Raw genomic sequence first — 13772 nt, 5'->3', positions numbered from 1 at the left:
GCCCTGCGGTTGCCCGGCCGGCGGAGGGGGTTGCCCCGGTTCGCCCTGCGGTTGCTCGACCGGCCGAAGGGGCTGTTCGCGGCTCGGCCGGGACGTCGCGTCCGGTCGACGGAGTCGTTCGTGCGCCGACCGGGCCGGTGCGTCCGGTCGACGGTCGCGGCGGGGCGCTGGGGTCGACGCGGTCGGTCGACGGCCCGTCCCGGCCGGCGGTCGTCGTGGCGGCCGGCTCCGGGGTGGGCAGCCTGCGGGAGGCCCGCCGGTCCCTGGTCGAGGCGCGGCAGATCGCCGAGGCGGCCCGGCGGGACCCGCGGGACCTGCCCTGCTTCCGGTTGCCGCACGTCGGGCTGGCCGGCCTGCTGCACCTGCTGCGCGACGAGCCGCGGTTGCAGACGTTCGTCGAGCGGGAACTCGGGCCGCTGCTGGAGTACGACGCCCAGCACCCCCGGGAGCAGTTGCTCGGCACCCTGCGCGCGTACCTGGAGCAGGGGCGGAACAAGTCCGCGGCGGCCGTGGCCACGCACCTGTCCCGGCCGGCCTTCTACGAGCGGCTGGCCCGCATCGGTCGCATCCTCGACGCCGACCTCGACTCGGTCGACAGGTGCCTCTCCCTGCACGTGGCCCTGCTAGCCCTGGACGCCGTCCGCACCCCCTGACCGCCCCGCCCCCAGTNCCCGCCCCGCCCGCCACCCGCCCCGCCCCGCCCCCAGTCCGCCTCGCCGATCTTGGACTTGTGGTGCCAAGCTTTGCCCCTTATGCCCGGCCTTGCGAGGTGCCCCAAGTCCAAGATCGACGACAGGTGGGCAGGCCGGTGGTCGAGGGACCCGCCCCCGGCGCCTCGACGGCCGGCAGGGCGAACTGCCTCCACGCGCCGCTCCTGATGGCGTTGATCATGAAGTTGGCGGGGCTGATCCGGGCGAAACGCCGGTCCAACTTCATGATCAACGCGGGGAGGGCGGGGGTGGGGGGTTAGGTCAGGGCGGTTAGGGCCTTGGCGTAGGGGGTGGGGACGTGGTTCGGGCCGCCGGGGGTGAAGACGTCGGAGGTGGACGCCGCCTGCCAGGCGGGGTCGGGCAGCTCCGCCACCAGGGCGCGGACCACCGGGGCGTCGCGCCACTGGTCCTGCTGGGCGAGCAGGCTCAACGCGACCACCGACTCCTCCACCTCGCCGACGCACTCGAACGGCTTGTGTCCGTCGATGCCGAGCAGCTCACGGTAGCCGGGGACCTGGGACTCGTCGGCCAGCAGGTCGCCGCCGAAGATGCCGGTCAGCCGCTCGCGGGGCATGAACGGGGCCATGGCCAGGAAGACGAACCGGCACTTCGGGCAGTTCCGGCACCAGCGCTCGCTGGCGTCCCGCAGCTTGAACGCGGCGTTGCAACTGGTCACCACCGCGTCGTACCGGTCGATCTCGGCGAACAACCGGGCGATGTGCAGCTCGGACAGGGAACGCAGGAGCGAGAAGTACGGCTCGGTGAGGCCGGCGTGCTCGGCCAGCGCGGCGCGCAGCAACCCTTCCGCCTCGACGCCCTTGGACCACTGGTGGTTGATCTCGTGGCCGTCCCAGATCAGGTTCGGGTCGGACGCGGAGCGCTCGTTCGACATCACCACCGGACCGAGCCCGTGCAGCACGGCGGTGGCGACCGCGATCAGCGAGTTGATCGCGGTGACCGGGATGTGCCCGTTGCGCGCGCCAGCCGCGTTCAGGTCGAACAGCACCGGGTCGAGTCGCCGCCGGGCGGCGAGCGGCACCAGGTCGGACGCCTCGTTGACCGAGACGATGACGTGGTTCGGGTTGACCGAGAAGGGCACCGGGTCGAACCCGGCCCGACGCAGCGCCTCCAGCGTGACGATGGAGTCCTTGCCACCGCCCACGGCCGACAGCGGACGACGGTCCGAGTTGTCCAGCGGGGTGGCCGGCTCCACCGAGCCGGCCGGCACCTCGGGCCGCAACGTCAGCACATGCGGCAGCGCGTTGCGGTACGCGTACTCGGCGAGGCCCTTGGTGTAGACGGCGGTGACCAGCTCGACGGCGGCGGCGCCCAGCGGCGCGGGCAGCACCAGCCGGGGCGGCGCGGCGGCCTTGTAGTAGCTGACGCCGGCGACGACGTGCAGCAGCTCCAGCACCCGGGCGAGGGTGGCCGCGGTGGCGTCGGAGACCGGCTCGGCCGGCAGCGGGAGCGTGATCACCTCGGTGAACCGCTGCTCGCCGTCGGGACCGGTCAGGGCGTAGTCGAACAGGACCTCGCCGGTGGCGAAGTCGATCGAGTAGGACGGGAAGGTGAAGGCGTCCATCCGCCGCAGCTGCTCGTTGGGCACACGCCATAATAGGCCCTGGTTCGTCCGGCCGTGTCCGGCTGGGCTGACCCCGCCCACCGAGCCCGAGGAGAGCCCGTGCGCCTGTCTGATCTGCGCGGACGTCATGTCGCCGTCTGGGGTGCCGGTCGCGAGGGCCGGGCCGCGGTGACCGCGATCGCCGCGCACGGCCCGGCCGCTCTGGTCGCCGTGGACGACAGCGCGAACTTCCTCAGCCTGCCCTGGGAGGGGCCGCTCGCCGCCGCCGCGCCGCTGGTCACCGGCGAGGAGGGCTTCGCGCGGCTGGCCGCCGCCGACGTGGTGGTCCGCTCGCCGGGCGTGCCGAACACGCACCCGTGGATGGTGGAGCTGCGCCGTCGGTCGGTCCCGGTGACCCAGGGCAGCGCGCTCTGGATGGCCGACCACGCGGACCGGACCGTCGGGGTGACCGGCAGCAAGGGCAAGAGCACCACGTCCAGCCTGATCAGCCACCTGCTCACCGCGATGGACCGGCCGAACGTGTTCGGCGGCAACATCGGGGTGCCGCTGCTCGACCTGCCCGAGGCGGAGCTGTACGTGCTGGAGCTGTCCAGCTACCAGTGCGCCGACCTGACCGACTCGCCCCGGGTGGCGGTGGTGACCGCGCTGTTCCCGGAGCACCTGGACGCGCACGGCGGCGAGCGGGAGTACTACCGGGACAAGCTGAACCTGGTCGCGCACGGTCCGCACACCGTGGTGGTCAACGGCGGCGACCCGCGGCTGGCCGTGGAGCTGGGCGACCGGGCCGCGGTGCGGGCCGGTTCGCCGGACACCACGCATGTGGCGACCGGCCCGGACGGCACGCCGTGGTTCCACCTGCGCGACACGCCGCTGTTCCCGCGTGCGGTGCTGCCGCTGGTGGGCCGGCACAACGAGGGCAACCTCTGCGTCGCGCTGGCCGTGCTGGACGCCCTCGGCGTCGACGTGGTGGCGCGCAAGGACAGCCTTGCCGTGGCGGTCGCCGAGTTCCAGGGGTTGGCGCACCGGCTCACCGAGATCCCGGACCCGTCCGGGCTGACCTTCGTCGACGACACGTTGGCCACCAGCCCGTACGCGGCCATGCACGCGATCGACGCGTACGAGGGGCGGCCGTTGACCGTGATCGTCGGCGGCACCGACCGGGGGCTCGACTACGCACCGCTGCGGGACCACCTGGCCGAGCGGGAGATCACCGTGATCGGCATCCCGGACAGCGGCCCCCGCATCGCCGAGGCGTTGGCCGGGCTGCCGGCGGTGCGCACCGAGTTGGCCGAGGACCTGGTCGCCGCCGTGGGGCTGGCCCGCAAGCTCACCCCGGCCGGCGGCGTGGTGCTGCTGTCCCCGGCCGCGCCGAGCTACGGCCGGTTCCGCAACTTCGAGCACCGCTCCGAGGTGTTCGCGCAGGCGGTCGCCGACACGGCCCGCTGAGTCAGCCCCGGTCGTCCACCCGGGTGACCCGCGGCGTTCCCGGCTCGGCCGGCCAGTGGTGGTGGGCCGGCTCGGCCGGTGGGACCTCGACGGGCTCGATCGGCAGGGTGTCGTCCAACGATCCGTTCGGCGGGTCCGCGCTGGCGGGGACGTCCGTGGTGGCCGGGGCGGCGCGGTGCTTGTTCGGCGTCCAGGCGAACGCGAGCGCCCCGCCCACCAGCGCCAGCAGCATCCCGATCAGGAAGCCGCCCAGGTTCGAGGTGAGCCAGGAGACCAGCCCGAGCAGCAGGGACAGCACGGCGTAGAAGACCCGTTGCTGGGGCGTGGCCACCAGCAGCACCCCGCAGAGCACGAGGACCCCCGGTACCAGGTAGGCGGCCAGCCCCTGCGGGCCGATGTGCAGCAGCACCCCGAGCGGCGCGCGCAGCGTCACCAGCATCTCGGCGCCGCCGAGCGCGACGAGCAGCCCGGCGGTGAACGGTCGGGCCCGCCGCCAGCGGCGCCAGCGCCCGCGCTCGCGGACGGCCGGCGTCGCGTGCTGTCCGGCGGTCATCTCAACACCCGTCGGAGCTGAAGCCCATGTGCAGGTTGGGCAGGGTGAACACGGCGGCGGTGGTGGCGTAGTTGTTCTGCCGCAGGTTGGTGATGGTCACGGTGTCGGCCTGCTGGGCGAAGACGCCGGGGTTGCCCTTCACGCCGGGGACCTGGTCGACGGTGCTGGCGTCCTGGCCGACGTTGATGTTCTTGAACGTGGCGTTGCCGGCGATCTCGTCCCCGTCGACGACGAGCGTGCGGGCGCTGACCGGCTTGCCGGAACCGCCGGCGGTGATCCGTAGATTGATGCCGCCGAGGCTGATGCTCTGGCAGAGATTGGTCAACTCGGCCTTGTCGATGGCGGACACGATCACCAGCACCTGACCGCCGGTGTCACCCTGGTTGGGGCTGTCCGGAATCATCTGGTCGAGCGTGGCGAACTGCTCGAAGCCGGTGCCGGTGAGTTTGTCGGCGGTGACGGTGAACGGCATGCCGGAAATGGCGAACTGCGCGCCGAGCACGCCCTGGGCGGTGAGCACCACCATGCCGGCCGCGCCGGCCGCGACGGTGCCGAGCGTGACGGCGAACCGGCGCCAGCGCACGCCACTGCTCGGTTGTCCGGGCTCGTGCGGTGCGGTCTGCTCCGACATGGCGGCTCCCTTTCGAGATCGATCGCGGACTTTCCGCCCCGGGGGCGCAGGCCGAAGTTACCGCCGGGTAAAGGGGCGGTCAACAGACAGTTAGACGGCATCTGCCAAATGCGGCCAAAGTGAAAAACCGCAGCGGTTTCTGATCGCGGATCAGGATGCGCAGGGCGCGGTCGCGCTCGGTCCGTCGTCCGGTCGGGCCGGGCGGGTGGCCCGACGTGCGCCCTCCGGGCCGAGGAATGGGGCGGTGGCGGCGTACGTGAGCAGCGGCAGCAGCGCCGGCAGCTCCTCCGCCCGCCCCTGCGCCACCCGGGCGCGGATCGTCGCGTGGAGGCCGCCGACCACGGTGGACACCAGCGCGTCCCGGTCCACCCCGGCCGCCGCCGCCGGCCCCGGGTCGGCGTCGGCGAAGAACCGGCGGAAGCTGAGCAGCAGCGCGTCCCGCTCCCGCCGCGCGTCCGGGCCGGCCGCGTCCACCTCGACCAGGGCCATCCGCGCGAACGCGGGCACGCTGGCCAGCACGTCCAACAGGGTGCGCAGCGCCGCGCGGGCGGCGTCGGGCCAGGCCGGCCCGGCCTCCCGGTAGGCACCCTCCATCAGCTCCGAGACCACCGCGATGCCATGCCGGTACGCGGCCAGGAACGCGTCCTGCTTGCCGCTGAACAGGGCGTAGAAGGCCGGGCGGGTGACGCCGGCGGCGTGGCAGATGTCGCTGACGCGCGCGTTGTCGTACCCCCGGCTCGCGACCTCCCGCACCAGCCCGTCGAAGAGGCGGTCGCGCTGGGTCGCGGCCACCTCCTCGGCCGGCACGCGCCGGGGGCCGCGCTTGATGGCGCGGTCCGGGTCGCGGCCGTGCCGCGCGCCCGGCAGCGGGACGGCCGCCGGGGCGGGCTGGTCCTGCATGGTCAAGATATCGGCCTTCCGTGATGCGTTGACTTTACGACCCTCAGAGGTTTATAACTTTCGACACGCTCAGTCCACACCACGTCACCTCTGGTGATCACTCGCCGAGGTCGTGTCGAAGGAGGGCTCGAATGGCTGCCATTATCGCCGCCCAGGCCCACCCTCCCAAGGCCGGAGAGACCGAGGTGACGCGGCACCGCCGCAGTGCGCCACGCCGCCGGGCCCGCTGAGGCCGCGACGGCTCCACCACCACCCGCCGGCCTGCTCCGGTCGCCGGTGGACCACCACCACCACCACCGCCGTCCATCCCGGACGGCCGCCTCACCGCCCGGCCGTCCGCCGGTGCGGTTCCCCGTCCCACCACCGGAAGGAACAACCATGCTCAGGTACGGACGCATCGGCGCGGGCCTCGCCGCCCTGGCGCTGCTGACCGGTCTGGTCGGCGCCGCCCCGGCCACCGCCGCCCCCACCACCTCGCTGGCCAGCGCCGTGCTGACCTACCCGACCCCGGCCGGCACCGCCGTGTCGGTCAACGACGTCATCCAGTCCAGCCTGCAGACCGGCACCAACGCCACCTTCTACAACTCGACCACCGGCACCACCGGCGTGAAGTGCGCCGCGTCCACCTTCAGCGCCAAGGTGCTGAGCAACCCGACCGCTCCCGGCACCGCCACCGAGAGCCTCACCGCGCAGACGTTCACGAGTTGCAGCAGCAACATCATCGGCACCACCGGCGTGCAGAGCGTGACCGTCAACAACCTGCCGTACGCCACCTCGGTCACCAGCGCCGGCGTGGTCAAGATCACCGGCACCTCGACCGCGCCGATCCAGAGCACCGTGGTGCTCAACTCCCTGCTCGGCCCGATCACCTGCGTCTACCGCACCAGCTCGAACAGCATCACCGGCACGGCGGCCAACGGCACGAACTCGATCACCTTCACCAACCAGCCCCTGGTCAAGTTCAGCGGCACCTCGCTCTGCTTCAGCACCGCGTACTTCAGCGCGACCTACTCGCCGGTGCGTGACACCAGCAAGACCGGCAGCCCCTCCGTCTNGTGGGCCGGTGCCTGGCGGTTCGCCGGGCACCGGCCCACGGCCGGCCCGGGACGTGCCGTCAGGTGGTGGTCAGCGCGGCGTGCAGGGCGCGCATCGACCGCAGCGCCGAGCGGATCTCCTGCAGGTAGCGGCCCGGGGTCGGCTCCGGCTCCGGCGCCGGTGCGGTCGCCGCCGGGTCCACCCCGACCGTCTCGATGCCGCACCCGTACGGCACGGCGAGCGTCCGCAGCGCGTCGCAGTGCTGGAACGGCACGTAGATCGGGGCGGTCACCATCAGCACCTCGTCACCGGCGCCCAGCCGTACGTGCTCGGCCCAGAACCGCTGGGTGTCGGCGGTGTGCGCGCGACGGCGCTCCGGTTCGCTCGACGGCGCGGCGAGCACCCGCACCGGGGGCAGCCCGGCCGGCCGGTAGGTGCGCGACGACCAGGCCCGGTGCGGATGGTCGGCCCCACCGCCGCGTTCCCGCTCCGGCGTGGCCACCCCGAACGCCAGCCGAACGCCCGCGTCGAGGACGTCGACCTCGGTGGCGCAGCCGGGCAGCCCGGCCTCGGCCAGCGACGCCGACTCGGCCGGGGAGAGCGGGCGGAAACTGCCCAGCACCGCCACCTCGCCGGCCACCTCGGCGGTGCGGGCCAGCAGCGCCGCGTACGCGGTGCGCCGCAGACAGGCGTGCGCCAGGCCGCCGAGCACCACCAGGTGCGCGTACCCGGACCGGGCCGGCGGGGCGGCGCGGACCAGGCCCAGCGCCGCCGCGGCGGACCGCACCTGCGCGACGGTCTTCGGGTCGAACGCCGGCTCCCGGGCGTCCAGGCGTTCCCGCCCCTGCCGGAAGTCCCACCGCCGGGCGGAGAAGTCGTCCAGCCCGGCCNCCGGCCAGTCGCCGCCGAAGTGGGCCACGAGCCGCCGCACCGGCGGCGACTGGACCCAGGACCGTACGCCGGCCAGCAGTTCCGCCCGGCGCGTGCCCGCCGGCAGCGTCACCTGAGTCGTCCGCACCGGGCGGATGCTACCGGTGACGCCGCCGGGATCGGTCGGCACGCGCCGCTCCCACGGATCGAGTGGCGATTGCCCTCCACGGCTGCGGAAAGGCCACCGAAAGACCCCATCCGACGTCGGAATCCGCAGCGCACCACTTGACGTGGTGTCAGGTGGGCGGGCCGTCGCCCGACACAGTGACAGTTGTCCCTGTGCCCGGGCGGTGGGAGCGTGCGGGGACCAGACCGCCGCGAAAGGGTGCGCCGATGACCGCCGACGACCTGCTGACCCGGCACCGGGCCGTACTCCCGTCCTGGATGCCGCTCTACTACGCCGAACCGCTCGAACTGGTCGCCGGCTCCGGCCGCCGGGTGACCGACGCGGCCGGTCGCAGCTACCTGGACTTCTTCGGCGGGGTGCTGACCACCATGGTCGGGCACGACATCCCGGAGATCCGCGAGGCGGTCGAACGGCAGCTCCGCACCGGCCTCGTGCACAGCTCCACGCTCTACCTGATCCGGCAGCAGGTGGAGCTGGCCGAGAAGATCGCCCGCCTCTCCGGCATCCCCGACGCCCGGGTCTTCTTCACCAACTCCGGCACCGAGGCGAACGAGGCCGCGCTGCTGTGCGCCACCAACCACCGGCGGTCCCACCAGATCCTCGCCGTGCGCAACAGCTACCACGGCCGGTCGTACGCGACCATGGGCGTCACCGGCAACCGTGCCTGGTCGGCCAGCGCGCTCAACCCGCTCCAGGTGGCCTGGCTGCACTCCGGTGAGCGGCTGCGCGGCCTGCTGGCCCGGCTCGACGCCGACGACCGCGTCGAGGCCGCGGTCGAGGACCTGCGGGAGGTGCTCGCCACCCAGACCAGCGGCGACGTGGCCTGCCTGATCGCCGAGCCGATCCAGGGCGTCGGCGGCTTCACCCACGGCCCGGACGGGCTCTTCGCCGCCTGGCGCAAGGTGCTCGACGAGCACGGCATCCTGCTGATCAGCGACGAGGTGCAGACCGGCTGGGGGCGCACCGGCGAGCACTTCTGGGGCTACCAGGCGCACGGCGTCACCCCCGACCTGCTCACCTTCGCCAAGGGCATCGGCAACGGCTTCACCCTGGCCGGCGTGGTCGGCCGGGCCGACGTGCTGGAATCCGTGCCGGCGATCAGCTTCTCCACGTTCGGCGGCAACCCGGTCTCCACCGCCGCCGGCAACGCGGTCCTCGACTACCTGCTCGACCACGACCTCCAGGCCAACGCGGCGCGGGTCGGCGCGATCCTCGGCGACGGCCTGCGGTCGGCCACCGCCGGTCTGTCCCAGGTGGCCGAGGTACGCGGCAAGGGGCTGATGCTGGCCGTCGAGTTCGTCCGCCCCGGCACCGTCGAACCGGACCCGGAGCTGACCACCCGGGTCTTCGAGGCGTGCCGGGTCGGTGGCCTGCTGGTCGGCAAGGGCGGCCTGCACGGCAACGTGATCCGGATCGGCCCACCGCTCACCCTCACCGGGGACGAGGCCCGCGAGGGCCTGGCCATCCTGGTCGACGCGATCCGGACCGCCGTCGAGGTGACGGCGTGAGCGCGGCCCGGCCAGCCCCGGAAATGGCGGACGTGATCGGCCACTTCGTCGACGGCAAGCGGATCACCGGCGACGGCGAGCGGCGCGGCGACGTGTTCGACCCGGCCACCGGCCGGCGTACCGGGCAGGTCGCGCTCGCCTCCGCCGCCGACGTGGCCGGCGTCGTCGAGGCCGCCGAACGGGCCGCCCGGTCCTGGCGGGACGCCTCGCTGGCCCGGCGGNCCCGCGAGCTGGTGCACGCCCGCCGGGACCGGCTCGCCGAGGTGATCACCGCCGAGCACGGCAAGGTCCTCGCGGACGCCGCCGGCGAGGTGCAACGCGGCCTTGAGGTGATCGAGTACGCCTGCGGCATCGCCTCGGCGCTGCGCGGCGGGTTCAGCGAGAACGTCTCCGGCGAGGTCGACTCGTACAGCCTGCGGCAGCCGCTGGGCGTGGTCGCGGTGATCTCCCCGTTCAACTTCCCGGTGATGGTGCCGCTCTGGTTCGTGCCCGTCGCCGTCGCCTGCGGCAACGCGGTGGTACTCAAGCCGAGCGAAAAGGACCCGAGCGCGGCGCTGCTGCTGGCCGAGTGGTTCACCGAGGCGGGCCTGCCCGACGGTGTGCTCAACGTGGTCAACGGCGACAAGGAGGCGGTCGACGCGCTGCTCGATCACCCCGGCGTCCGGGCCGTGTCGTTCGTCGGCTCCACCCCGGTCGCCCGCTACGTGCACCAGCGCGGCGCGCTGGCCGGCAAGCGGGTGCAGGCGCTCGGCGGGGCGAAGAACCACATGGTGGTGCTCCCCGACGCCGACCTGGACCTGGCCGCCGACGCCGCCGTCAACGCCGGTTTCGGCTCGGCGGGCCAGCGGTGCATGGCGATCTCCGCGCTGGTCGCGGTGGAACCGGTGGCCGACGCGCTGGTCGAACGGATCGCCGAGCGGATGGGCCGGCTGCGCGTCGGGGACGGCCGGCGCGGCTGCGACATGGGTCCGCTGGTCACCGCCGCGCACGCCGACCGGGTCCGCGCCTACGTGGCGGCCGGGGTCGCGGCCGGCGCGCTGCCGGTGGTGGACGGTCGACAGGTCACCCAGGACGGCGACCCCGACGGTTTCTGGCTCGGCCCGACCCTGTTCGACCACGTCACGCCGGATATGTCGATCTACACCGACGAGATCTTCGGCCCGGTGCTGTGCGTGCTGCGGGTCGACTCGTACGACGAGGCGGTGGCCCTGGTCAACGCCAACCCGTACGGCAACGGCACCGCGATCTTCACCAACGACGGCGGGGCCGCCCGGCGCTACCAGCACGAGGTGGAGGCCGGCATGGTCGGGATCAACGTGCCGATCCCGGTGCCGATGGCCTACTACTCCTTCGGCGGCTGGAAGGCGTCGCTCTTCGGCGACCTGCACGCGCACGGCGCCGACGGGGTGGCGTTCTTCACCCGGGGCAAGGTGGTCACCAGCCGTTGGCTCGACCCCAGCCACGGCGGGGTCAACCTCGGTTTCCCCACCCAGACCTGAGCCGACGCAGCAGCCCCGCCCCGGCCAGGTACGCCACCAGCGCCGGGGCGGGCAGGCCGAGCGGCTCCGGCGCGTCCTTACGCACGAGGCTGTTCACCAGCAGACCGACGACCAGGCCGGCGTACCCCACGCCGGCGACCACGGTCGACACCAGGCCGTGCCCGCCGCCTGGCTCGTCGCGCCCGCTGGCTGCCTGGTCGTGCCTGCTGGCTGCCTCGTCGTGCCCGCCGCCTGCCTGGTCGTGCCCGCCGCCTGGCTCCTCGTGCCCGCTGGTCGGCCCGTCGTGCCTGCCCGTCGGCCCGCCGGGGCCGGCGGCGGTCGCGTGGTTACGCGGGCCGGGTGGGCGGCGGGTGCGCACCTCGACCGGCCCGAAGACGGCGACCAGCGCGGACAGCACCACGGCGAGGGCGAGCAACCAGGGGATCCGCCACGCCCACCAGGCCGCCGAGCCGACCCGTGGGGTGGGCAGCACGCCGAGCGCGTCCAGCAGGCCGACCAGCAGCACCGCGGCGGTCAGGTGCCAGAGGAAGACGGTGAGCACCACGGCGTTGACCGCGACGACCGCCCGCCACGGGCCGGGCCGACGCAGCCACCGCTCGGCCGGACGGCGCAACAGCAGGATCACCCCGAGCTGCGCGGTGGCCGCGGCGAGCAGCGCCAGGCTCGGCGGTGCGGCGTTGTCCAGCCGTTCGCCCGGCACGTTGAGCATCGCCACCGGGTACGGGCCCACCGTGGTCAGCAGCACCAGCGCGACCAGACCGACGGCGAGCAGGATCGCACCGGCCCGACGGGTGAGCGGCAGCCGGCGCCGACGCAGGCCCCGTACCTCCGTTCCGCCGGTCACGGCCGACGTGTCCGGGTAGCCGCCGGTCCCCGCCGGCATGTCGGCGCCGGCGTTCGGGTTGACCCTGGCGTCTGTGTCGGTTCTGGCCGGCGGGTTGCTGTCGTACCAGGCGAAACCGAGCTGGTGCACGGCCAGCCAGCCGAACAGGTAGTTCCCGTCGGCCAGGTCGACCGGGCCGAGGACGCGACCGAGGTCGCCGAGCGCGACGAGGCCGACCAGCACCACCGGTACGGCCAGGCCGAAGCGGCGGTGCAGCGCGTACATGGGCGGGGTCAGCGCCACCACCACGAAGTAGGCGACCAGGAACCACAGCGGGATGGTGGCGAACCAGACCACGGTGCGTACCCGGGCCGGATCGGCGCCGAGCACGGTGGCGACCGCCGCGGCGGCGGTCAGCACCAGCAGCAACGTGCTGGTCGGCCGGACCAGCCGGGCGCTCCGGTCCACCAACCAGCCGGTCGCGGAACCTCCCCGGCGGCGGCGGGAGACCAGCGAGGCGGCGTTGGCGTAGCCACCGACCAGGAAGAACACCGGCATCACCTGGGCCACCCAGGTCACCGGCCAGGCCCAGGGCAGATCGGCCAGCGCCGAGTGACCGGCCGGGCGGCCGTGGTCGTACCCGATGGCGGTCACGCCCCAGTGGCCGAGCACGACCATGGTGATCGCCAGCGCCCGGAGCAGGTCGGCGTAGCGCTCCCGCCCCGGCGGGGTGCGCGCGGCGAGCTGCCGCAGGCGGCGCATGGGGCCAGGCTATGCCAGCCGCCGCCGACCGGTACGGACAACGGCTCGGTCGGGAGTTCCCGTGGCCCCTGCGTGGGCGTCGTCGGCCGGCGACGTTGCGGTTCGACGACGGATCCTCTTCTCGGCTGTACTGTCGACGGCGCGACCGATGCTGATCAGAACCAGCCGATGCCCGGCGACGCACGGGCAACGGGGCGGTGGGGAGGGTCGCGCTCCAATAGGGTGGGCCGGCACGCTCATCTGATTGACAGGAAACTCCATGTTCTTTCTCATCTACACCCTGTTGTTGCTGCTCGGCGGCATCGCGATGGTCGCCGTCGGCGTCGCGGTCAAGGAGCAGGGGACCGGCTCCCGGATCCTCAACGCGGTGGTCGGCCTCGCCATGTTCGCCTACGGCTTCTACCTGCTCTTCCTCTTCGACGGCGGCAGCTACCGGATCTTCTTCTACGTCTTCGTCCTGCCGATCCTGCTGATCGTGCGCGCGGTGAAGGCCCGCAAGGAGGCCCGCGAGCAGGCCGCCGCGCCCGCCTTCACCGGTGCGCCGCAGCCCGGCATGTTCGCCCCGTCGGCGCCGGGCCAGCCTGCCGCTCCGCACGGTGCTCCGGTTCCGGGGTATGCGGGCGGGCCGCAGGGTGCTCCGGGTTTGGGGTATGCGGGCGGACCGCAGGGGCATCCGGCCACCCCGGATGGCGTGAGCCAGCAGGGGTATCCGGGGCAGCCCGCGGTGTACCCGCCCCACGCGCCGCAGGCCCATCCGGTGCCGCAGTCGACGCCGCAGGACTGGCAGCCGGGACACCCGGGCAACCAGCGCCCCTGACCAGGCGGGCAGGAAGGCCGGTCGACTCCGAGTCGCCGGCCCTCCCCGCTGAACTTCGTGAGGCGGCCGACCAACTCACCCGTCGTGCTGGCGCGAGCGGCTTATGGGCCCCGCAAGCGGTTATGGAATGCCGCCGAGAGGTCGAGGGGCATCGTCGGATGTGCTCCCCCCACCCAGGTGCCGGCCGGGCATGGGTGGTCCTGACCGATTTTGATCTGCGCCCCCGGCATCGTCCTCACCTGGGAGCCGGTGCCCGACCGGCCGTCCCCGGGGCACGCCGTTGTCGACATGAGCTCCGGCGGCGCACCTGCACCCTGCCCGCACGCCGACTGCCGTACCCGTGTCTCGCCGCCCCGGGGCATCCCGCCCCGCCGGAGCCACGCGGTGGGTGGAACGCCACAGGTGTGGGAGCGCGCCGTTGGCACCCATGGCGTTCCACTCGTGGGCGT

Annotated in this window: 10 protein-coding genes and 1 pseudogene; 5 read left to right on the top strand and 6 right to left on the bottom strand. The window is 73.5% G+C overall.

From position 1 onward, the window contains the following. Positions 1–167: 167 nt before the first annotated feature. A pseudogene (locus tag B1205_RS31555) lies at positions 168–653 on the top strand (PucR family transcriptional regulator); the annotation flags it as partial. A 313-nt stretch (positions 654–966) separates the two neighbouring features. Here the strand turns inward: B1205_RS31555 and B1205_RS14315 are convergent. Beyond that, complete coding sequence (locus tag B1205_RS14315; protein WP_089156066.1) at positions 967–2316, bottom strand: hypothetical protein; 1350 nt, start codon at positions 2314–2316, stop codon at positions 967–969. A gap of 75 nt (positions 2317–2391) precedes the next feature. On the opposite strand from B1205_RS14315, the gene murD reads away from it, so the two are divergent. Next, positions 2392–3738, top strand: coding sequence for a UDP-N-acetylmuramoyl-L-alanine--D-glutamate ligase (gene murD, locus B1205_RS14310; protein ID WP_089156065.1), 1347 nt, complete (start codon positions 2392–2394; stop codon positions 3736–3738). A gap of 1 nt (position 3739) precedes the next feature. Here murD and B1205_RS14305 read toward each other — a convergent pair whose 3' ends face one another. From B1205_RS14305 to B1205_RS29720, 4 genes are all read right to left on the bottom strand, one after another. Continuing rightward, positions 3740–4291 (bottom strand): DUF6114 domain-containing protein, encoded by a 552-nt coding sequence (locus B1205_RS14305; RefSeq protein ID WP_089156064.1) that lies wholly within the window; start codon positions 4289–4291, stop codon positions 3740–3742. 1 nt (position 4292) lies between these two features. Next, a complete protein-coding gene (locus B1205_RS14300; protein WP_089156063.1) occupies positions 4293–4922 on the bottom strand; it encodes a DUF6230 family protein in 630 nt (209 codons plus the stop codon). 150 nt (positions 4923–5072) lie between these two features. Further along, positions 5073–5822, bottom strand: coding sequence for a TetR/AcrR family transcriptional regulator (locus B1205_RS14295; protein WP_303395022.1), 750 nt, complete (start codon positions 5820–5822; stop codon positions 5073–5075). A gap of 578 nt (positions 5823–6400) precedes the next feature. Continuing rightward, positions 6401–6670: a hypothetical protein gene (locus B1205_RS29720; RefSeq protein ID WP_176308597.1), complete on the bottom strand. Its 270-nt coding sequence runs from the start codon at positions 6668–6670 to the stop codon at positions 6401–6403. A 1450-nt stretch (positions 6671–8120) separates the two neighbouring features. Here B1205_RS29720 and B1205_RS14280 point away from each other — a divergent pair. Both B1205_RS14280 and B1205_RS14275 read left to right on the top strand, forming a co-directional pair. Further along, a complete protein-coding gene (locus B1205_RS14280) occupies positions 8121–9422 on the top strand; it encodes an aspartate aminotransferase family protein (protein ID WP_089156061.1) in 1302 nt (433 codons plus the stop codon). Between the two features lie 23 nt (positions 9423–9445). Then, positions 9446–10921, top strand: coding sequence for a CoA-acylating methylmalonate-semialdehyde dehydrogenase (locus tag B1205_RS14275; RefSeq protein ID WP_089156060.1), 1476 nt, complete (start codon positions 9446–9448; stop codon positions 10919–10921). On the opposite strand, the gene B1205_RS14270 is transcribed toward B1205_RS14275, so the two are convergent. Continuing rightward, positions 10893–12506 (bottom strand): acyltransferase family protein, encoded by a 1614-nt coding sequence (locus tag B1205_RS14270; protein ID WP_140158046.1) that lies wholly within the window; start codon positions 12504–12506, stop codon positions 10893–10895. The two genes, B1205_RS14275 and B1205_RS14270, sit on opposite strands and share 29 nt — an antisense overlap. 259 nt (positions 12507–12765) lie before the next feature. Here B1205_RS14270 and B1205_RS14265 point away from each other — a divergent pair, with 259 nt between their 5' ends. Beyond that, positions 12766–13323 carry a hypothetical protein gene (locus tag B1205_RS14265; protein ID WP_254909943.1) on the top strand — a complete coding sequence of 186 codons (558 nt, stop codon included), beginning with the start codon at positions 12766–12768 and terminating at the stop codon, positions 13321–13323. Positions 13324–13772: the final 449 nt, after the last annotated feature.

This window comes from Micromonospora sp. NBS 11-29 (assembly GCF_002140155.1).
Classification (GTDB): Bacteria; Actinomycetota; Actinomycetes; order Mycobacteriales; family Micromonosporaceae; genus Micromonospora.
This window is presented reverse-complemented; position numbering and strand designations above follow the sequence as displayed.

What these genes read in the sequence shown, in the direction of transcription:
- B1205_RS14305 (WP_089156064.1), bottom strand. Translation starts at nt 4,291, where the DNA reads ATGACCGCCGGACAGCACGCGACGCCGGCCGTCCGCGAGCGCGGGCGC.
- B1205_RS14300 (WP_089156063.1), bottom strand. Translation starts at nt 4,922, where the DNA reads ATGTCGGAGCAGACCGCACCGCACGAGCCCGGACAACCGAGCAGTGGC.
- B1205_RS14295 (WP_303395022.1), bottom strand. Translation starts at nt 5,822, where the DNA reads ATGCAGGACCAGCCCGCCCCGGCGGCCGTCCCGCTGCCGGGCGCGCGG.
- B1205_RS14280 (WP_089156061.1), top strand. Translation starts at nt 8,121, where the DNA reads ATGACCGCCGACGACCTGCTGACCCGGCACCGGGCCGTACTCCCGTCC.
- B1205_RS14270 (WP_140158046.1), bottom strand. Translation starts at nt 12,506, where the DNA reads ATGCGCCGCCTGCGGCAGCTCGCCGCGCGCACCCCGCCGGGGCGGGAG.
- B1205_RS14265 (WP_254909943.1), top strand. Translation starts at nt 12,766, where the DNA reads ATGTTCTTTCTCATCTACACCCTGTTGTTGCTGCTCGGCGGCATCGCG.